Origin of the sequence: Paenibacillus crassostreae, assembly GCF_001857945.1 — a bacterium.
Lineage (GTDB): Bacteria > Bacillota > Bacilli > Paenibacillales > Paenibacillaceae > Paenibacillus_AQ > Paenibacillus_AQ crassostreae.
The window spans coordinates 1,662,571-1,682,044 of record NZ_CP017770.1; the positions used below are offsets into that span (position 1 = coordinate 1,662,571).

The 19,474-nt window shown below is 39.6% G+C and carries 17 protein-coding genes and 3 pseudogenes; 3 read left to right on the top strand and 17 right to left on the bottom strand.

From position 1 onward, the window contains the following. Positions 1-54 precede the first annotated feature (54 nt). Positions 55-1,134: a site-2 protease family protein gene (locus LPB68_RS07950; RefSeq protein ID WP_232510125.1), complete on the bottom strand. Its 1,080-nt coding sequence runs from the start codon at positions 1,132-1,134 to the stop codon at positions 55-57. Positions 1,135-1,156: 22 nt separating this feature from the next. Next, positions 1,157-2,167, bottom strand: a complete 1,011-nt coding sequence (locus LPB68_RS07955; RefSeq protein ID WP_068654380.1) for an AraC family transcriptional regulator — start codon at positions 2,165-2,167, stop codon at positions 1,157-1,159. Positions 2,168-2,331: 164 nt separating this feature from the next. Between LPB68_RS07955 and LPB68_RS07960 the strand changes: the two genes are divergently transcribed. Continuing rightward, complete coding sequence (locus LPB68_RS07960) at positions 2,332-2,913, top strand: NAD(P)H-dependent oxidoreductase (RefSeq protein WP_068654382.1); 582 nt, start codon at positions 2,332-2,334, stop codon at positions 2,911-2,913. Positions 2,914-2,991: 78 nt separating this feature from the next. On the opposite strand, the gene melA is transcribed toward LPB68_RS07960, so the two are convergent. The 13 genes and pseudogenes from melA to LPB68_RS08020 all read right to left on the bottom strand — a co-directional run. After that, positions 2,992-4,497: an alpha-glucosidase/alpha-galactosidase gene (gene melA / locus LPB68_RS07965; protein WP_068654384.1), complete on the bottom strand. Its 1,506-nt coding sequence runs from the start codon at positions 4,495-4,497 to the stop codon at positions 2,992-2,994. A 134-nt stretch (positions 4,498-4,631) separates the two neighbouring features. Further along, a complete protein-coding gene (locus LPB68_RS07970) occupies positions 4,632-5,534 on the bottom strand; it encodes an AraC family transcriptional regulator (RefSeq protein ID WP_068654386.1) in 903 nt (300 codons plus the stop codon). Positions 5,535-5,548: 14 nt separating this feature from the next. Further along, the gene (locus tag LPB68_RS07975; RefSeq protein ID WP_068654388.1) at positions 5,549-6,319 is read right to left on the bottom strand and encodes an MBL fold metallo-hydrolase; all 771 of its coding nucleotides are present in this window, start codon (positions 6,317-6,319) and stop codon (positions 5,549-5,551) included. A gap of 106 nt (positions 6,320-6,425) precedes the next feature. Further along, entirely contained in the window at positions 6,426-7,439 is a 1,014-nt protein-coding gene (locus LPB68_RS07980) for a sulfate ABC transporter substrate-binding protein (protein WP_099458640.1), read from the bottom strand. Between the two features lie 75 nt (positions 7,440-7,514). Further along, on the bottom strand, positions 7,515-8,579 hold the full coding sequence (locus LPB68_RS07985; protein ID WP_068654392.1) for a sulfate/molybdate ABC transporter ATP-binding protein: 1,065 nt from the start codon (positions 8,577-8,579) through the stop codon (positions 7,515-7,517). Position 8,580: 1 nt separating this feature from the next. Continuing rightward, complete coding sequence (locus tag LPB68_RS07990) at positions 8,581-9,378, bottom strand: sulfate ABC transporter permease subunit (protein WP_068654394.1); 798 nt, start codon at positions 9,376-9,378, stop codon at positions 8,581-8,583. Continuing rightward, positions 9,375-10,190 (bottom strand): sulfate ABC transporter permease subunit CysT, encoded by an 816-nt coding sequence (gene cysT, locus LPB68_RS07995; protein WP_068654396.1) that lies wholly within the window; start codon positions 10,188-10,190, stop codon positions 9,375-9,377. The genes LPB68_RS07990 and cysT overlap by 4 nt, the downstream gene beginning before the upstream one ends. Before the next feature lie 222 nt (positions 10,191-10,412). Beyond that, positions 10,413-10,847, bottom strand: a pseudogene (locus LPB68_RS08000) (RNA-guided endonuclease TnpB family protein); the annotation flags it as partial. Between the two features lie 255 nt (positions 10,848-11,102). Further along, on the bottom strand, positions 11,103-11,684 hold the full coding sequence (locus tag LPB68_RS08005; protein ID WP_068654398.1) for a TetR/AcrR family transcriptional regulator: 582 nt from the start codon (positions 11,682-11,684) through the stop codon (positions 11,103-11,105). 5 nt (positions 11,685-11,689) lie between these two features. Further along, entirely contained in the window at positions 11,690-12,322 is a 633-nt protein-coding gene (locus LPB68_RS08010; RefSeq protein ID WP_068654400.1) for a YigZ family protein, read from the bottom strand. Between the two features lie 142 nt (positions 12,323-12,464). Next, on the bottom strand, positions 12,465-13,820 hold the full coding sequence (locus LPB68_RS08015) for a glucose-6-phosphate isomerase (protein ID WP_068654402.1): 1,356 nt from the start codon (positions 13,818-13,820) through the stop codon (positions 12,465-12,467). Between the two features lie 164 nt (positions 13,821-13,984). Next, positions 13,985-14,176, bottom strand: a pseudogene (locus LPB68_RS23370) (amidohydrolase); the annotation flags it as partial. Continuing rightward, positions 14,163-14,489: pseudogene (locus LPB68_RS08020) on the bottom strand (MFS transporter); the annotation flags it as partial. The pseudogenes LPB68_RS08020 and LPB68_RS23370, both read right to left, overlap by 14 nt. Before the next feature lie 329 nt (positions 14,490-14,818). Here LPB68_RS08020 and LPB68_RS08025 point away from each other — a divergent pair. Then, positions 14,819-15,721, top strand: a complete 903-nt coding sequence (locus LPB68_RS08025) for an NAD(P)-dependent oxidoreductase (RefSeq protein ID WP_068654406.1) — start codon at positions 14,819-14,821, stop codon at positions 15,719-15,721. Between the two features lie 110 nt (positions 15,722-15,831). Here LPB68_RS08025 and ppnP read toward each other — a convergent pair whose 3' ends face one another. Beyond that, positions 15,832-16,149 carry a pyrimidine/purine nucleoside phosphorylase gene (gene ppnP / locus LPB68_RS08030; RefSeq protein ID WP_068654408.1) on the bottom strand — a complete coding sequence of 106 codons (318 nt, stop codon included), beginning with the start codon at positions 16,147-16,149 and terminating at the stop codon, positions 15,832-15,834. 39 nt (positions 16,150-16,188) lie between these two features. Further along, complete coding sequence (gene tkt / locus LPB68_RS08035; protein WP_068654410.1) at positions 16,189-18,213, bottom strand: transketolase; 2,025 nt, start codon at positions 18,211-18,213, stop codon at positions 16,189-16,191. 345 nt (positions 18,214-18,558) lie between these two features. On the opposite strand from tkt, the gene LPB68_RS08040 reads away from it, so the two are divergent. Then, positions 18,559-19,122 carry a C40 family peptidase gene (locus LPB68_RS08040; RefSeq protein ID WP_068654412.1) on the top strand — a complete coding sequence of 188 codons (564 nt, stop codon included), beginning with the start codon at positions 18,559-18,561 and terminating at the stop codon, positions 19,120-19,122. Positions 19,123-19,474: the final 352 nt, after the last annotated feature.

A 19,474-nucleotide genomic window follows, 5' to 3' on the forward strand; every position in this document is an offset into this window, starting at 1 on the left:
GATAAATGACCACTGGATCCTTCACCTTCAAAACGGATATGCAGGATGCCCTCTTTACAGATCAATATTTCCCACATTATGAACCATAAACATCATCCCTATCAGCACTACAGCGAGTAAAGCATAACTGAACCCGAATTTATAGCGAGATGATAATGGAACTTCATAATACTTATCATTCTCATACCGCGAATATTCCACTTTACAGTTCAGCTTGATATGATATCCCTCTGGCAATTGCTGATGCTCTAAACCCGTTACATGGACTCTCTTAATGATCCCTTGTTGTGGCATCGAGATTCTTCCTTTGAAATCTATCCCTACCCACTCTACCGTCACATATTGTCGTTGATCGTCCAGATTACAATATGTGCAGAAAGGCAACTCTCTTTTATGTTCAGGTCCAGGAATAGCTATACCTTGAGTATAAAGATGTTCTACTGGCACTATAAAACTTGCGCCGAAGGATTCCACAATTACATTTCTGCGTCCCTTGACATACTTCTTATATAAATCATAAGCAAATAAAGCCCATATAATAAAGAAAAGTATCGAACGCATATAAATAATGACGCCTAACCCACCAATTAACCCCACGAGCCATAACCAACGAGAGACTGCGGTAGCGATCCGTCCACCATCTAATGGATGGATAGGTAATAGGTTGATCAAATTTAGAAAAAAGCCTACATAAGCTAAGGAATATAATAAAGGACTATCCGTATAATACGCTACTATGAATACAGCTATTGCTCCAATGGTTCCTAATATAGGCCCACCCATGGCTATATATGCCTCTGTCTTCGCATCTTGCGGATGCTTTTTCAAGCCGATCATGGCCCCTAGAAAAGGAATAAATAAAGGTGCAGAGACTGGAAGTCCTTTTTGTTTAGCCGCAATGACATGACCCATCTCATGAATGAATAACAGCAAGACAATTCCCATAGCAAATTGCCATGGATAGATCAATGCATAAGCACCTATTGATGCTACCATTGAGAATATAGCTCCACCAAACTTACCAAATTTCAGAAGTGCTAATAAAGACTTTCCTTTTATCAGCAGAAATGTTAACGCACTACCTATATACCACAATCGTGAATCTTTTTTCTTCTCTGTTTTCCCCAAAGTCATAGTCTCCTCCATCCTCATTTATCTATGAAATGATACCAGCCCGATATTCTCCTGGTGTTAATCCTGTCCACTTTTTAAAAGCACTTTGGAAAGCGCTCGGCTCTGAGTAATGAAGAAGATAGGCAATCTCCCCCACTCTATATTCTGGTTTAGCTAAATAACCAATGGCAAGCTCTTTTCGAACGGCATTAACTAACCGGTTATAAGACATGCCCTCCTGCATCAACTTACTTTGTAAAGTCCTTGAACTCATGTTAAAAGCCTGCGCTGTTTCTTGTAATGTCGGTGAGAATGATGGCATGCATGTAATAATCCACTTGTATAATTGATCCGATAACCGTTGTCCCTGCGTCAATTTGTTACTTGCTTCCAATGCAATCGTCTCGAATACCCCCAGTAAACGCGGGTCTGCGTAAAGAATAGGATAATCCAAGACTTCTTTATCTATATGCATGATGTTAAACTCTTGTCCGAATAAGGGTTTAACGCCAAAAACAGATATATACTCGTTAACTTCATTCGGAGTAGCGTGCTGGAATTGCAATGCTTGTATAGGAATCATTCTACAACTTAATCTAAATATCAAGTGATAAATTGAACTAACCATGTCTTCGGCGCAGTGTCGTGCAAATGGTTTGAGTGGATTTCTAGAGACCATCTGAATAATAGCGCAATCCTGATCCACTTTCCAGTTAAGGTTGTAGTCGTTAGAGACAATGACATTATACTTTTGATATGCGGTCAAAGCTTGAGAAATAGTTCCCGAATGCAGCATAACATAACCTAGTACACCCATATCAGTAATATCCACGCTCTGCCCTTGATGTAAACCGAAATATTCATCCTGCATTAAGGTAGCGGCCAGTTCATACAAGTGTTCAAAATCTTTCTCAGGAATACGTGCTTCACCGTCTTTGAGGATATTGGCATCTATAGATGCAGAACTCAGAAAAGACTCTATATCATATCCATTAACCATGAGGGTTTTGATAATAGGAAGAAGAAGGGATACAGATACACCATAATTTATCATACAATTTCCCTCCTTAGCGCAAATGAATACAATTGCTGCGTATATCATCATTTGCAGTCATCTATCTTCAGTTTAATATGTATATAAAGTTGATTGCACACACTTATCTTATCATGAACCTGTCTGGATGAATATGTTAGAGACCCAACTGAGGAGGAATTACTATTAAACCAAAGATTGTAGTCATCATCGGACATCCCCACGGTGACAGCTATTGTGCTGCACTAGCAACCGCTTATATACAAGCGGCTACCAAGAGTGGAGCGAGCGTACGCGTGATTGACTTAAGTACCATTCAATTTGACCCAAATCTAAGATACGGTTACCACCAAAGAATGGAACTTGAAGAAGATCTAATTATTGCCCGTGAGGCGATTACTTGGGCAGACCATCTTGTCTTTGTCTATCCCACTTGGTGGGGCACAATGCCTGCCATCTTGAAGGGATTTATCGATCGTACTTTCCTACCTGGATTTGCTTTCAAATATCGTCCCAACTCGATGCTTTGGGATAAATTACTAAAAGGGAAATCTGCCCATCTTATTGTTACAATGGACACCCCCTCATGGTACAATCGTTTCGTATATAAACAAGCTGGGCACCGTGTTATGAAGCGGGCAACCCTGCAATTCTGTGGTGTGAACCCCGTTCGTGTTACCGATATTGGTCCTGTTAAATCCCTATCCAACGAACAGCGTCAGAAATGGATAACTAGAATCGAAAAGCTCGGTTCATCATTTGCTTAAACTTATTCATTCTAAAAAGGGAACCGTCCTTATAAAAGCGACGGTTCCCTTTTTCAAATGAATAGTACTCCAATACTGCTAATTCACTTTTGCTCTTTCTTTACCTTTATCTGCCTCGCCTGCATTCTTGTTAGCAGCATCACGATCCAGTTGCATTTCTTCAACCGTTTTCACTTTTAATCGAGCCGCTCCTTGATAACCTTCTTTCGTTGGAATCAAGTCACTTGTCGAGAGCCGTTCCTTCGATTCTACAATCGCTTTACTATACTGAGGTAACCATGCCTCTTGAGCTACAAGCATCTCATCGACCATCTGCCATATTTCCTTAGGATTACACACGGCTCCAACCAGAGGGTCCATCATGAAGGCTTGACGCAACAACTGATCATCCCCATGAACAGCAGCTTCTACCGCCAAACGTTGTACTGAAATACTTACATTACATACAGCTGCTGGCCCCAGTGGAAGATCGCCTACGACAGGCATCGATATCCCATTTCGATCTACATATCCTGGTGCTTCTATAATTGCATCATCTGGTAGATTAGAAATAATACCGTTGTTCACCATATTGAAATGCCCACGATATACTCTGCCTGTCTCAAGTCCCTCTATAATATACGAACCATGCTCTTCACTTCGTTGTTCCTGTTTATATGCATGTGGTTCATCTTTCATCCAGTTAGGGAAATCAGTCTCGAACCAATGACGCCCTTCAGTACAGACACGTAGATATCCACCTGTCTCACCATTAATCCAATTTCCAAGATCAATCCATTCTTCGATTTCATTCGGGCGTTTTCTATACCAAGGGACATACTCACTTAAATGTCCGTTGGACTCGGTGCTGTAGTAGCCAAACCTCCGTAGCAAATCAATTCTAACCTTTTCTGTTCTAGCAAAATCAGCATGATTCTCAAAAGATTCCAACAACTTCCCTGTTAAATCTTCACCTTTATGACCAATTTGAACATACCAAGTCTGATGGTTGATTCCTGCACAAACGATATCAACCTCTTTCTTATCTAAACCAAATACTTCTGCTATTTGTGAATGTCCGTGTTGAACACCGTGACATAGACCTACGGTTTTAACGCCTCCATATTTGTTGCAAGCCCATGTGAGCATTGCCATTGGATTCGCATAATTTAATAGAAGAACATCATTCGCTGCTACTTCACGGATATCCTTACAAATATTCAACATTTCAGCAATACCGCGTTGACCATACATGATCCCACCCGCGCATAACGTATCACCAACACACTGATCCACACCATATTTCAAAGGGATATCTACATCTGTTGCGAATGCTTCAAGCCCCCCTACACGGATTGTACAAATGACATATTTCGCATCTTTCAGCGCTACTCTCCGATCTGTGGAAGCTTGAATAGTAATATCCAAACCATTCTCCTTTATATCTCTCTGACATAGTTCAGTTACCATGCCCAAGTTGTGTGAATTAATATCCGTAAAAGCAACTTCAATATTATTGAATTCAGGAACTGACAGTAAATCTCGTAACAGTCCACGCGTAAACCCTATACTCCCTGCACCAATAAATGCAATTTTGAATGACATGAAATCGTGCTCCCCTCAAGGTTAATTAACAGTTTCACCTGATAGCTTCATTGTATCAGCCCTCTTGAGGAAAGCGTTATCAAATTCATTACCTCTTTATTGGATATGTGTCAACAATCCTCACTTTTATATATTTAGGACAGACTACCTTGTGGATAGGATTTACGATATTCAACAGGCGTTAGCCCTGTATGTTTCTTAAACATCATGTGCAAATACTGCCGACTTCCTATGCCAACATAATCAGCAATATCAGCGATAGGGATTTCCGTTTGTCTCAATAACATTTTTGTCTTCTCCATACGATAATGATTAAGGTAGGCCATAATAGAGATTCCTATTTTCCGCTTAAATATTCTTTGTAAATAACCTGGATGTAAGTTAATCGACTCAGCGATCTCCTTGATTTGAACATTACGGTCGTAATTCTGTTGGAGATACTCAATGCATTGTTGAACATACATTCCCTGAACCCCTGATGAACCAGTTGTCACATTATCTTGATATAATCTAGCAATTCGAATGAGAAGCTGGGCAAATAAAATTTGTGCCATAGGTTCTAAGCCCTTCGATGTAGCATCCAACTCAAATACTAGACTTCGAAGAACGTGATGTATCTCTTGAAACTCACGGAGTACAAGAAAGGAAACTGTATCATCAAATAATAAAGAAAGTGAGGCCTCAGACTCCGCCAATTGTCTCATCGAGGGGAACAAGCCATCCGATTGGGTAAACCGAAATTCGATATTAAGCATTCGGCATGTTTCAGGAACCAGTAGCCGATGGGGTACATTACCATTCAAGATAATGAACTCACCTTTTTTTAGCGAAACCTCAGAGCAATCCCTCTCATCCTCCCCCTGTCCAATCATCAACTCTACGGAGCAGACACCCGTGATCACATACATGATCTCCGAAGAATCATGGGTATGCAAAGCCATCTCAAATGCCTTCCACTCCTTATAATAATATGCACTTACTTCAGGGTGGAAATCCTTTAGCATCAGTAATTCAGGGAACAAACCACATCCAGCCATGGATTATCATCCTCTCAGAATAAGCTTATTTCCATATCTGCTACTGCTAGAGATACATCTATTGGTAGAGAATAATCTTGATTCAAATCGATATCATGAGACATATGCGTATAGATTGTCTGCTTAGGTGTGATCTCTTGTAACAAGATATCTGCTTCTGTCATATCATATACAGACCGAGTATGGAACTCCGCTGTTTCATGGTAAAAGCTAGTCCCAAGAACTAATAGATCCAAGCCAAACAATCTTTGCTTCTCCTCATGGTTAAGGTTAATGGCATCCGAGCAATATACCCAATGATATCCTTCCTTCTCCAATCGATATGCATATGAATATCCGTTCTTCCCATGGTTAACCTTCCAGCCTGTAATTTCCCAGCCTCCTATAACTATACCATCATCTATTGTTATCATTTCCAACTGCTTATTCAACCAAGGAAATTGGGATAGGATCGCTTCAATAACTTCGTTTGGCGCATACAGTTTTCCCTTTTTATCAGTCCAACGGCAGGCATCGGCCCATTCTGGTAGTCCAGCGATATGATCGAAATGGGCATGTGTAATCAAAATTTGTTCTGTATTACGAGAATGAATCCTCTCCATCTGGTTGCGCCAATCAGGACCACAATCGATAAGAAAAGAACCCCATTCACCCTCAATAATCACGGAAGAACGCTCTCTCCGATTGATTCCGTTCGATCTAGCTTCAGTACACACCCGACAATTGCAATACACGCGTGGTACACCCATGGCGTCCCCAGTCCCTAGAAAAATTAATTTATCCATGTTCTCCTTCTCCTTCTTCTCGTAAAACCTAATTCATAATTCCATTATAATTCATATATAACCTAACGCAAAAAAAACGCCTACTGGCGTTCTTTTAGAAAATATATCATAACCCTGCAAGTACCTGATACCAGACGCCACGTTTAGAATATATCGTTTCCCTAACATATTCCCAGCCACCAAGGTATTCAATATCAAACAAACCTTCAGGAATAGGATATTCACTTATATTCTCGTTGTACACTACATCATTCACAGGACGAAATCCATGCTTTGCAAAGATTCTTTGTGCTTCTTCACTCCATAAATACTCGATAAAGGCTTCCGCTACCTCACGTGTATCGTGCTTATCCGCATATTTACTTATTACTGCCGCTGGGTTTTCGATTAGTATTGTATCTTTGGGCACAACAATTTCGTATTTCACACCTTTTTGTATACGAGCTCGTAATTCATTCTCATATGTAACAATAACGTCCCCCACACCATATTCAAATGCTGCCATCGAGGATCTACCACTTTTATCAAGCGACTCAATATTGTGGTGTACCTTCTCCAGGAATTGTTTTGCAACTTCAGGATCTTTCTTGCCTTGCTCTTCTGATAATCTCAATCCTGCTCCATAAATAGCATTAATGTCCCATTGTGCACCACCAGATGTTTTCGGATTCGGATACACAACCTTGATTCCTGGCTTTGTTAGATCAGTGAATTCCTTAATGCCTAATGGATTACCTTCTCGAGTCCCCATGACAACAATAGAACGAGTTACCATCCCATTTTCAGGCTTATTCTTCCATTCTTCGTCCAATAGATCTGCCTTAACGAGTTTCTCGATATCCCCTTCCATTGCTAGCAATGTCACGTCAGCTTCAAATCCACCAACAATGGCTCGTGCTTGAGTTCCAGAAGCTTCATATGATTCCTGAAATTTAATATTTTGACCCGTCTTCTGCTCCCATTCTTTGTGAAAAAGAGGCAATATCTCTGACAAAGCATCCTTAGCTACACTATAAGCACCGATGACAAGGGTCGTCTCATCTTTCTGTACCGTAGATTGACTAGGAGAGACTTCATCATTACTACAACCCATCACAGCAACAATGGAAATCATCATCATATTCAACAATATATTACGAATTCTCCAGCCCCTTGCCACTCTGAACCCTCCATTCCCCATGCACACTTTCACCGATTAGATCATAATTGGCATAGGATCTTCTTTGAGTTTATTCTCCATGATCCAGCTCTGCTCGTCATTGAACAGATAAGCTCGATGTACCAGTACTCGAACCTTTTCACCTATTCTTAACGTTTCCTTTTCTAATGAACGATACGTATTTAGCTTATGTCCAACTACTTCTACCTCAACTAACCACTCACTTCCACGAAAATGTAAATGACGGATAATTCCTTCTTCCGTAGCTGACATGAGAATAAATTCATTATCGTGTCCAACTTCAATATATTCGGGACGGATTAATGCTCGTGTTCCCAGTATTTTTCCAGCCTTTTCAAATCCCTTCAATTTAGACGCATCCTCAATGACCGTGGATTCTCCAATAAATGTCGCTACAAAAGGTGTTTTAGGTTCTTTATAGATATCCCACGGAGTTCCCTTCTGTTCAACACGTCCATGATTTATGATCATAATCTCATCTGCCACTTCGATCGCCTCATCTTGATCATGCGTTACGAATATGGAGGTGATTCCCACACGCTCAATCAGGTCTCTAAGCCATGTCCGTAACTCTTGACGAATCTTAGCATCAATAGCAGCAAATGGTTCATCTAATAACAATAACTGAGGTTCAGGAGCAAGTGCACGTGCGAAGGCTACACGCTGTCTTTGTCCCCCTGATAATTGATGAGGATAACGTTTCTCGAATCCCTTAAGCCCCGTCAACTCCACCAATTCCATAACTCGTTCCATCACTTTGGTCTTCGGCATTTTCTTCACCTTTAGACCAAAGGCGATATTCTCAAATACGGTCATATGCTTAAAGAGGGCGTAATTCTGAAATACAAATCCGATTCCTCGTTCCTGAGGGGGCAATTCATTAACTAACTCTCCATGAAAACGAATTTCACCGGAATCAAGATTCTCAAGGCCCGCTAACATTCTTAAGATAGATGTTTTCCCACCACCACTTGGGCCTAATAAACCAATAAGGTGGCCTTTCTCTATCTCAAAGTTAACATCCTTAACTGCGTGGAAATCTCCAAAATGTTTATTCAGATTACTAACCTCGATATGCATATTAGGACACACCCCTTCTTTTCTTCGTCCATTCCATCACAAGCAACAATCCGATTGAAGTAGCCGCTAGTACTAGTGCCACACTATTCGCTGCTACTACATTAAAATTCTCAACATCCTGATACACCAACGTAGTTGCTGTCTGCGTTTTGTTCATGATATTACCTGATACTACAAGAACTGCACCAAATTCACCAAGTGAACGGGCAACAGTAAGCACAATCCCATATAAAACCGCCCACTGGATTGACGGCCATGTGACCTTCCAAAATGTTGTCCAACGATAAGCCCCTAGAGTGGATGAAGCCTGCTCTTGTTGATCACCTATTTCTTGTAATACAGGCATAACCTCACGAACCATCAGAGGAAATGTGACGAACAACGTAGCAATAATCATACCTGGAAAAGCATAGACTATTCGAAATCCTATATTTTCAAAAAAAGCTCCCATAATACTTTCTGGTCCTAATAGTAATACAATCATTAACCCTCCAATGACAGGGGATACCGCATAGGGAAGATCAACAACACTATTGAGAAAGCCCTTAATCTTAGGACTGAGCCAATGACTTCTGACTAAGTATATAGCCATCATCACACCAAAGAATGTATTGATACATGTAACGATGACAACAACTATTCCTGTCACCATCAGCGCATGCAGTGCTTCTGGTCTAATTAGAGCATTACTCCAACCACTAAAACCATCGCTAAAAGCTCCTGAAGTCATTTTAAGCAAAGGAATAATAATTAGAACTGTGAAAACAATATAGGTTAGTAAAATCCACCATTTCCTCATAATCTTCTCCCTCTCATCTGCACCATATTAATGATCCAAAGTATGGAGAACGATAACGTTAGCAATATAATTGACACGGCTGCAGCACCTGTGGAATTATCACTCTCAACTTCACCGAATATATATACTGAAGCTACTAATGTTCTACCAGGGATATTCCCAGCCACAAGTACAACAGCACCAAATTCGGCCAAGGCTCTCGAGAAGGCAAGCATACCTCCACTAATAATTCCTGGTGCCATCGAAGGGAGTAGAACTTTCTGAAATACACGTAATCCTGAAGCACCCATCGTATAAGCAGCCTCTTCTTCCGTAGGATCTATCTCCTCTAATAATGGCTGAACCGCCCTTATAACAAATGGAAACGTTACAAATACCATAGCAATGACGATTGCTGGCTGATGGAACACAATTTCAAACCCTATAAATTCAGCGATCGATCCAATGAGACTACCAGGACCTAATAGAAGTAGAATCATCAATCCCCCTACAGCAGTTGGAAGGGCAAACGGCAAATCCACCAGACTATTTAGAAATGATTTGCCGAAAAAATTGTACCGATTCAAAGTCCATGCAATCATAGTCCCAATGATCACATTAATTAATGTCGAAATAATAGCTAACTTTAAAGTTAGAAAAATAGCCTTCCAAGCAATGGGGTCAGTAACACTTTCAATAAAAGTTGACCAACCAAGTGAGAATGAATAATAATATACACCTAAAAGAGGCAGAATTACTAAAATAATAAAATAAAGTAAAATTGTACTCCGAAAACCCCAGATCCATCCTTTATGTCTCATTACTGTATTCATGATTTCCCCCTGCCTCCAAAGCTCCTTTGGTCGGCTCATTATTTATCTATTGTCTTTCAAAGAAGAAATACCAATTAAACTACTCGGTTTAATATAACAGTACTTTAACAATAAATTACTATATACGTCAATACTTTTTTGAACTTCTCACCACTTAATGACCTTACGGTCTGTTTGAAGTGGGAGATTCCTAAGAACACCAACCTAACGGTTCGTTTTTGATTAGGCGATCCCCGTCATTCCGACGGTTAGAAGTCTTATGGCTTCATTTTTAAGATTGATTCCTGCGTTAATATCTCTTTGATGATGGGTATCACACTTTGGACAGTCCCATTCACGTAATCCGAGCTCTTTAACGTCTTTGTTTTTATAGCCACAAGAAGAACAAAACTGACTGGAAGGGAAGTTTCTTGCAATGGTTACAACTTGTTTTCCATACCATTTCGCTTTGTATTCAATCATATTTTTGAATTGTGACCATGATACTTCACTGATTGCTTTTGCAAGATGTTGATTTTTTAGCATATTAGATACCGACAAATCTTCCATCCCGATAATATCGTGGTTTTTGACAATTTCGGTTGAAATCTTGTCTAAGTAATCTTTTCGTGCATTGGCGATCTTTTCATGAATACATGCTACTTTCAACTTGGCTTTATACTGTAACTATTTATATACGGAATTAATCGTTCCGATCAATATATAATCCTCATTTACGCTGCATAGGCGATTATGAAATTGATTCATTTTAACAAAAAAAGCTGAAGATATACGGGCTAATGCCTGCATATCTCCAACTTATTCATAAAAAATATGATTGTGAACTCATTTTTTGATAATTCATCACAATAACGCATCAATGTAATAACACGATAACAATTCAACGCTTGAAAGCATGGAGACGTACGAAAGCTAATCCAGACCACGACAAAGTACTTTTACATGAGAGAGAGCTATTGGTTGGATTTCTTCAAAAGTTACACGATCCGAAATGTAATATGAGATAAATCCATGTAATGACAAGAATAATGTCCTAGGTAATGACTCAGGGTCTCCACTCATTTGTTCTTCATTTAAGCATTTAAGAACAAGGGATGTAAATAATTTGAAGCAGTGGCCTTGTTCATTCCGACAGTAGGACAGTAGTTCCTCATCACGAATCATAAACATAATCTCATATTGATGGGGATGATTAAGACCAAATGAAATAAAATCCATCATCAAATATTCTAATTTCGTTAATCCCTCTAGATCCTGCATACCGACCGCTTGTATCAACCGATGAGAGAGATGGGCAAAATCATCTACAACAATCGCATAGAATAATTCTGCTTTCTCCTTGAAATGATAATATAATGAACCATGGCTATAACCAAGATGCTGACCTATACTTCGCATTGAAATAGCTCGATATCCTTTAGTGATAAATAGATTTCTCGCTGCCTCCAGTATTCGTTCCCTCGATAATTCCTGCTCCACTGCTCTTCTTGCCATAGACATTATTCCCCTTCAATAAAATAAACCTGTTCTCCCTCCGAAATCAGAGATTGACCTTGTGTGACGTCAATCATCCATGTCTTAAACATCTCTACCTCATGATTTCTCGGAAGACATGTCATCTTTACTTTTTCGCTAAAGAACGTTTCACCTATCCGAACCTCTCTGTTACGTAATTCATTCTCCAACTTACCTAACCAAGTGTAATCTACTTCTACAAAAATCTCTCGATGAAGAACACGAGTGATAACATCTCCTGATCCTAACGCTGCGACAGCACCATCTGTGTATGCCCGAATCAATCCTCCAGCACCTAACATGATTCCACCGAAATAACGAGTAACCACAATCGCAACATTACTTAAGCCCTGATTACGAATGACCTCAAGCATTGGCTTACCTGCTGTACCACTAGGTTCACCGTCATCCGATTGCTTCTGAATCTCATTTCTCTCACCAATCATGTATGCTGAACAATTATGTGTTGCATTCCAATGTTGCTTCTTAATATCTTCAATAAATGCAACAGCTTCAGATTCAGTGCTCACCGGCATGACATGTCCAATGAACCTTGACTTCTTAATGACAATCTCATTCGATCCTGATCTTCTAACCGTTTTATAGCTTTCGATCATTCAATAACACTTCCTATATCTTGAAGTAATGCTGGGATGAAATGTTTAGTTTTTATATTTTAAGAAAGCAGTCCCCCGAAGTTGGTGCAACCGGTGAACTGCTTCTTAGATTTATCTACATATTCTTTATTGAGCGAAGCTACTATTCAGTAAGTCTAGCTTCCAATTCTGCCTTTTCTTTCTCATATCCTGGTTTACCAAGTAATGCGAACATATTCTTCTTATATGCTTCAACACCAGGTTGGTCAAATGGATTCACACCTTGTAGATATCCACTAATTCCAACTGCCTTTTCAAAGAAATATACGAGGTATCCGAAAGAGTAAGGTGTCATATTCGGAACAGTTACAATCAGGTTAGGCACTTGTCCATCTGTATGAGCAAGCATCGTACCTTGGAATGCCTTCTTGTTCACGAAGTCCATTGTCTTCCCTGCCAAGAAATTCAATCCATCTAGATCATTAGGATCACTCTCGATCGTTATTTGTTCAACTACTTCTTCTACCTGAATAACGGTTTCAAAGATGTTACGGCTACCTTCTTGAATAAATTGCCCCATAGAGTGTAGATCCGTTGAGAAGTCAACAGAAGCAGGATAGATCCCTTTATAATCCTTACCTTCACTTTCTCCGAACAGTTGCTTCCACCATTCCGCAACATAATGTAAGGAAGGTTCATAGTTCACAAGAATTTCAATAGCTTTACCTTTACGATAAAGTGCGTTTCGAACTGCAGCATATTGATAACTCTGATTCTCAGCTACATTAGGATTACTAAATTCCACAGAAGCATCAGCCGCACCTTGCATCATTTCTTCTATGTTAATACCTGCTGTCGCAATAGGTAACAATCCAACTGCTGTTAGAACGGAGAACCGTCCGCCGATATCATCTGGAATAATGAAAGACTCATATCCTTCTTCATTGGCAAGGTTCTTAAGAGCTCCTCTAGCTTTATCTGTTGTAGCATAAATACGTTTACGAGCTTCTTCTTTACCATACTTTTGTTCAAGCGCATCACGGAAAACACGGAATGCCACTGCTGGTTCAGTTGTTGTACCCGATTTAGAGATAATATTGACAGAGTAGTCTTTACCTTCTACTAAATCCAATAGATGTGTAACATAAGTGGAGCTAATATTGTTACCTGCGAAGTAAACCTCAGGCGTTTTTCGTTTGTCTTTAGGGAGATAGTTATAGAACGAATGGGATAGAGCTTCAATAGCTGCTCTAGCACCGAGGTAAGAACCCCCAATACCGATAACAATCAGTACATCTGAGTCACTTTGAATTTTCTTAGCGGCTTTCTGAATGCGCGCAAATTCTTCTTTGTCATATTGTGTTGGCAGATCAATCCAGCCAAGCGCGTCTGATCCAACTCCTGTTCCATTGTGCAACTGATCATGAGCAAGCTTGATTGGAGCAGCTAAATAGTCAATTTCATGTTGGTTAATAAAAGTAAGAGCTTTGCTGTAGTCAAAATGGATGTTCTTAGACATAGGTAATGGTAACCTCCTGATTATTTTTCTATAAAAACGTAAATTACTTTAGTTATAAGAATACTTCAAAATCTTGGCACTGGCAAGGATGTAGGACATATCCAACACTTAATATTCTATTTTTGATTGTCTTGTAAAACTGTTCAAAAGTGTATGTAGATTCTTTACTGTTCATAATAACCGCAAACAACATACCCTACTGCTTTTGCAGCCACGAGAAGGGCATCTTCATCGATATCAAATTTGGGATTATGATTAAAATAAGGTTTTTCTACTCCTTTAGGTGTACAAGCAATGTAAAAGAAGCATGAAGGGAATCTTTCAGCATAGTAAGCAAAGTCGTCCTTGAATGATACGTCCAATAATAAGCAATGCGGACCCTTGGGCTAAAACTAGGCAAAGTGAACCCACTATACTTAAAATAAAACCAATATATGAAATCTTTTCACGCCCAATTTTATCGGCAAGCCCACCAGCAGCAACGATAAACATTCCTGAGAACAAAGCCGTTAAACTAATGGCAATATTGACTGTCCCAAATGAAATACCCAAATCTTCTTGAACAGCAGGAACCACATTGACCATTGCTTGTGCAAATAGCCAGAATGTAATAACGCCAAACACAATTCCTGTGATCATTTTATTTGTACCTTTATAACTTGTTTCCATGACTAAAAAACTCCTACTTCTTCATCTAGCCTTCTAACTGCTTTCTAAGTTAATTTAATAAAAAGACATTTCTTACATCCTCATAAAAGAGAAAGTATCTTGTACTTAAATTAGGATGCCCCGTGTACTTGTAAACAACGTTTCATAAAATCATAAAGCTTATGACCCAAATGGCCGCGGCAATCCCCGCCCGATTGCAAGCATTCAAATGTTTATATCTTCGATTTTTTGTTGTAGAATTGGATTGAATCACAGATAAACCTTCCGTATTGATTGTGTTTTCGTCGACCTAATCAACACTTATAACCCTAAGATAAGGTGGTAAAGTTATGAAAAAAATTGGTTTTATTGGGCTCGGAACTATGGGGGAACCTATGGCTATAAATCTACTTCATGCAGGCTTCGATGTTACTGTTTATAATCGTACAGCTTCTAAATGTACCCCCCTCCAAAAAAAAGGTGCACAAATTGCTCTTACACCAGGGATGGCTTCAGACAGTAAAGATGTTATTATGACTATGGTTAGTAATGACAATTCTATTCATGATGTTTACTATGGCCCAAATGGTATCCTAGAATCACTTCAACCAGGAAGTATCGTTATCGACTCCAGTACGATTTCCCCTGAACTTGTAAAGAAAGTTGCCTTTGATGTAGAACAGCGGGGATGTTATTTCCTAGACGCTCCAGTAACCGGTAGTAAGCCAGGAGCTATTAGTGGTACATTGGTGTTTATGGTTGGGGGTAGTGCGGATGTGATTGAAGCTAACCGCGATATATTCGATTCACTCGGTAAGACCCTAATACATATGGGTGAGAATGGTAGTGGTGCTGTTGCTAAACTTGCCCACAATGCTATGGTCGGTATCCATAACGTAGCACTGGCTGAAGGCTTCGCAATTGCGGTGAAGTCTGGTGTACCTGCAGAAAAATTCCTGCAACTAGTCCAGAATGGATCAGCAGGTAGTAAGCAGGCGGAGCTCAAAGGCCGCAAAATTATTGAAAATGATTTTAGCAATCAATTCTCGCTAGCTTTGATGCTGAAAGATCTAAAGCTAGCCTCCTCCCTGAGTGATAATACAGGAGTACCTTCACCCATGTTAGGCTTAGCCAAGAGCATGTTTCAGAGTGGTTATACACAAGGTTATGGTGAAGAAGATTTATCTGCTGTTGTCAAATGCTATGAGACCTGGATCGGACAGAAGATTGGCGGACAGACTGAAGAATCGTAATAACGACAAATAGCAGGTCAAGGATAAACACCTTGACCTGCTATTTGTTTTGAATCATTTTTTCAGGAAATCAGCTGTCTTATCCGAAGATTATGGGACAGCCCTATTATTTATTTGGTAGAGTAAGAACAACAATAATCTGTTACGTTCAACACTTCCACAGTAAACTTAGCATTTCCAGGAACGTTGAATGTACCTGTACCCTTGATCTCCTGCCACACTTCTGTGCCAGGAAGCTTTACATTTAAATCACCGGATAGTATCTCCATGATCTCAGGTCCATCTGTACCGAATTCATAAGTCCCAGGCAGCATTATGCCTAATGTTACTTTAGATCCATCATCAAGTATGACAGTCCGACTAGTAACCTTCCCGTCAAAATATACATTTGCGGCCTTTACAATCGTAACGTTATTAAACTCCGACATATGCTAACTGCTCCTTTAATTCAAGATGGATGGTATAGATTATAGTAACGCTTTGACGCGACTAACTACATTCTCAACTGTGAAACCGTATTCCTTCATTACACGGTCTCCAGGTGCGGATGCTCCAAATGTTGAAATACCAAGAATATCTCCTTGATCTCCAACATATTTCTCCCATCCAAGTGGATAAGCCATCTCAACAGCTAGACGTGCTTTTACTTCTGGAAGAATAACAGATTCTTTGTAAGCTTTATCTTGTTTCTCGAACAAATCCCAACTTGGCATACTGATAACACGTACTTCAATGCCTTCCTTAGCTAGTTCTTCTTGAGCCTTAACTGCTAGTTGAACTTCAGAACCTGTTGCAAGAATCTGTGCAACTGGTTTACCATTCTTCGCATCGGCTACAACATAAGCACCTCGTTTAATACCTTCACGAGCACCATCAACCGTTGCTGGTAGGATTGGAAGGTTCTGACGAGTCAATACTAGCGCTACTGGATTAGAAGTATTCTCTACTGTATATGCCCATGCTGCTGAAGTTTCGTTAGCATCTGCAGGACGGATAACTGTAAGTCCTGGGATAATACGTAGGGAAGCTAATTGTTCAATCGGTTCATGTGTTGGTCCATCTTCTCCGACAGCGATACTATCATGTGTCAGCACATAAGTAACTGGAAGACCCATAATTGCTGCTAAACGTACAGCTGGACGTAAATAATCAGTAAATACGAAGAATGTTCCACCGAAAATTTTAAGTCCTTTATGAAGTGCAATTCCGTTCATAGCTGCAGCCATTCCAAATTCACGCACACCATAATACACATTGCGACCTGCATAGTTCGTAGCGTGGAATGTATCCAGACCATTCAGGTGTGTCATAGTTGAACTTTCCAAGTCAGCAGATCCACCTAGAAGATGTGGTACATTGCCAACAAGACCATTCAAAGCATTACCAGAAGCTACACGAGTGGAGACTGCTTTGTCTTCAGTAGTATATTTAGGAAGGTCTTTGTCCCAACCTTCAGGTAATTTATCTGAAATAGCAATCTCAAATTGTGCTGCAAGTTCAGGGAAAGCTTGTTTATATTTAGCAAACTGTTCTTCCCATGCTTGGTAAGCAGCAATACCGTGTTCTTTTACTTTAGCGAAATGTTCACGAACTTCTTGTGGTACATAGAAGTCTTCTTCATATACCCATTTATAAGCTTCTTTAGTTAACTTAGCTTCTTCAGCACCAAGCGGTGATCCGTGAGTACCACCATGTCCACCCTTACCTTGTTTGTTCGGGCTACCGTAACCAATGACTGTTTTTACTTCAATCAATGTTGGACGATCTGTATCAGCTTGAGCCTCTTTAATTGCCTTTTCAATTGCAGGTAGATCATTACCATCTTCTACGCGCAACACTTGCCAGCCATAAGCTTCGAAGCGTTTCTGAACACTTTCAGAGAAGGAAAGGTTAAGTTTACCATCTAATGAAATATCATTGGAATCATATAGAGTGATCAACTTACCAAGTTTAAGATGCGCGGCTAAGGAAGCTGATTCACTGGAGATCCCTTCCATCAAATCTCCGTCACCACAAATAGCATAAGTGAAATGGTCAACCACTTTATAGGCATCTTTATTATAAGTTGCACCTAGTTGAGCTTCAGCCATAGCCATACCTACTGCCATACCAATACCTTGACCAAGAGGACCCGTTGTAGCATCAACACCAGCAGTGTGACCGTATTCTGGGTGGCCTGGAGTCAAGCTACCCCATTGACGGAACTGCTTCAATTCTTCCATTGGAAGGTCATATCCACTCAAGTGTAACAAGCTGTACAACAACATTGATCCATGTCCCGCAGACAATACGAAACGGTCACGATTAATCCATGATGGTTGATCAGGATTGTGATTCATTGTTTTTGCGAATAATTGATACCCCATTGGAGCAGAACCCATTGGCATACCTGGGTGTCCTGAATTCGCCTTTTCAATGGCATCAATAGCCAAAGTACGGATTGTAGTAATAGATAAATTGTCAATCTGGTTATTCACTTCTTGAATAGTCATCTTAATCCTCCTCTTACATCTGTAAAAACTTCAATTACGGAGAATCCAATAGCGTGTTTTCCCCGCTACAAAGATATAAATCCGCTTTGAATGTTTCAATATGACTTATTGTATCACTTGGCTGTCTGCATTTCCATATCCTTGTTCAGTTTTCACATTCTAATAGTGACTTATCCTATGTTTTAAAAGAAAATGACAAGCCTATTTTAATGAAGACTATATTTACCACAAAGGGAAGTGAAAAGCGATATGGTAAAATACAGGGTAAATATGTTAAACTATGAGTATCGATTATAAGAATGAAGGACGTATGGTTGAAATGATTTACCCGGAGGATGATTGAACATGTCTAAGGAGCATGAAGTATATGTTCTATTAACTGATACAGGAACGCTTCTTACTAGAACAATTAAATGGTTTACAAAGGATCCTCTTAATCATGCATCGATTGCTTTTGACCGAGAATTAACAGAGGTATATAGTTTCGGGCGAAAAAATCCACATAATCCTTTCTTCGGCGGTTTTATTAAGGAGGATATGAATGGAAAATTGTTCAGGCATGCCACTTGTGCAGTCTATTGTTGTAAGGTTACCTCAATAGAATATCAACATATTCGCAGACAAATCCTTCATATGGAACGTAATCAAGAACAATATAAATATAACCTAATCGGAATGTTTGCACTTTTATTGAATATTCAAATCAAAAGGGATCATGCTTATTTTTGTTCTCAATTTGTAGCTTCTGTATTCGAAACTAGTGGTGTTCATTTAGTCAATAAATCCTGTTTACTTGCTACTCCAGGAGATTTAGTGCATGCTCCAGATCTGCAATTAATGTATGAAGGAAAACTTAGAACTTACCTTCAACCCACTCGTTTTCCATTCAAACGTATCGTTACTGCATAATAGTATTTAAACATATAAAAAACCTTTAAACAAAAAGTCTGATGTCGAAACTCTATCGACATCAGACTTTTTTGCTTTTCTGAAAATATAAGAAAATATAAGTTTCACTTGAGTCAATTTCATAATCGCCGATGCATCTAAATCAATTTGCGTAATTATGAAATTGATTCTTGAACCTCTATTTCTTATATTTCGGCAGAGACGGATACCTAAAGTGATACAAGGTATCACTAACATCGGAATCATAAATTCCTTGCAAGAGGACGGCATAGCCGTTTCTGCTTGGGCTATAAAGTTATCAATCATGTGTTATTGCGCTTTATATGCAGGGATGATCACGATACGGCTTAAT

Excerpts from the sequence above, each read along its gene's own strand:
- LPB68_RS07950 (WP_232510125.1), bottom strand. The coding sequence starts at position 1,134 with ATGACTTTGGGGAAAACAGAGAAGAAAAAAGATTCACGATTGTGGTAT.
- LPB68_RS07955 (WP_068654380.1), bottom strand. The coding sequence starts at position 2,167 with ATGATAAATTATGGTGTATCTGTATCCCTTCTTCTTCCTATTATCAAA.
- melA (WP_068654384.1), bottom strand. The coding sequence starts at position 4,497 with ATGTCATTCAAAATTGCATTTATTGGTGCAGGGAGTATAGGGTTTACG.
- LPB68_RS07970 (WP_068654386.1), bottom strand. The coding sequence starts at position 5,534 with ATGGCTGGATGTGGTTTGTTCCCTGAATTACTGATGCTAAAGGATTTC.
- LPB68_RS07975 (WP_068654388.1), bottom strand. The coding sequence starts at position 6,319 with ATGGATAAATTAATTTTTCTAGGGACTGGGGACGCCATGGGTGTACCA.
- LPB68_RS07980 (WP_099458640.1), bottom strand. The coding sequence starts at position 7,439 with ATGATGATGATTTCCATTGTTGCTGTGATGGGTTGTAGTAATGATGAA.
- LPB68_RS07985 (WP_068654392.1), bottom strand. The coding sequence starts at position 8,579 with ATGCATATCGAGGTTAGTAATCTGAATAAACATTTTGGAGATTTCCAC.
- LPB68_RS07990 (WP_068654394.1), bottom strand. The coding sequence starts at position 9,378 with ATGAGGAAATGGTGGATTTTACTAACCTATATTGTTTTCACAGTTCTA.
- cysT (WP_068654396.1), bottom strand. The coding sequence starts at position 10,190 with ATGAATACAGTAATGAGACATAAAGGATGGATCTGGGGTTTTCGGAGT.
- LPB68_RS08005 (WP_068654398.1), bottom strand. The coding sequence starts at position 11,684 with ATGGCAAGAAGAGCAGTGGAGCAGGAATTATCGAGGGAACGAATACTG.
- LPB68_RS08010 (WP_068654400.1), bottom strand. The coding sequence starts at position 12,322 with ATGATCGAAAGCTATAAAACGGTTAGAAGATCAGGATCGAATGAGATT.
- LPB68_RS08015 (WP_068654402.1), bottom strand. The coding sequence starts at position 13,820 with ATGTCTAAGAACATCCATTTTGACTACAGCAAAGCTCTTACTTTTATT.
- LPB68_RS08025 (WP_068654406.1), top strand. The coding sequence starts at position 14,819 with ATGAAAAAAATTGGTTTTATTGGGCTCGGAACTATGGGGGAACCTATG.
- ppnP (WP_068654408.1), bottom strand. The coding sequence starts at position 16,149 with ATGTCGGAGTTTAATAACGTTACGATTGTAAAGGCCGCAAATGTATAT.
- tkt (WP_068654410.1), bottom strand. The coding sequence starts at position 18,213 with ATGACTATTCAAGAAGTGAATAACCAGATTGACAATTTATCTATTACT.
- LPB68_RS08040 (WP_068654412.1), top strand. The coding sequence starts at position 18,559 with ATGTCTAAGGAGCATGAAGTATATGTTCTATTAACTGATACAGGAACG.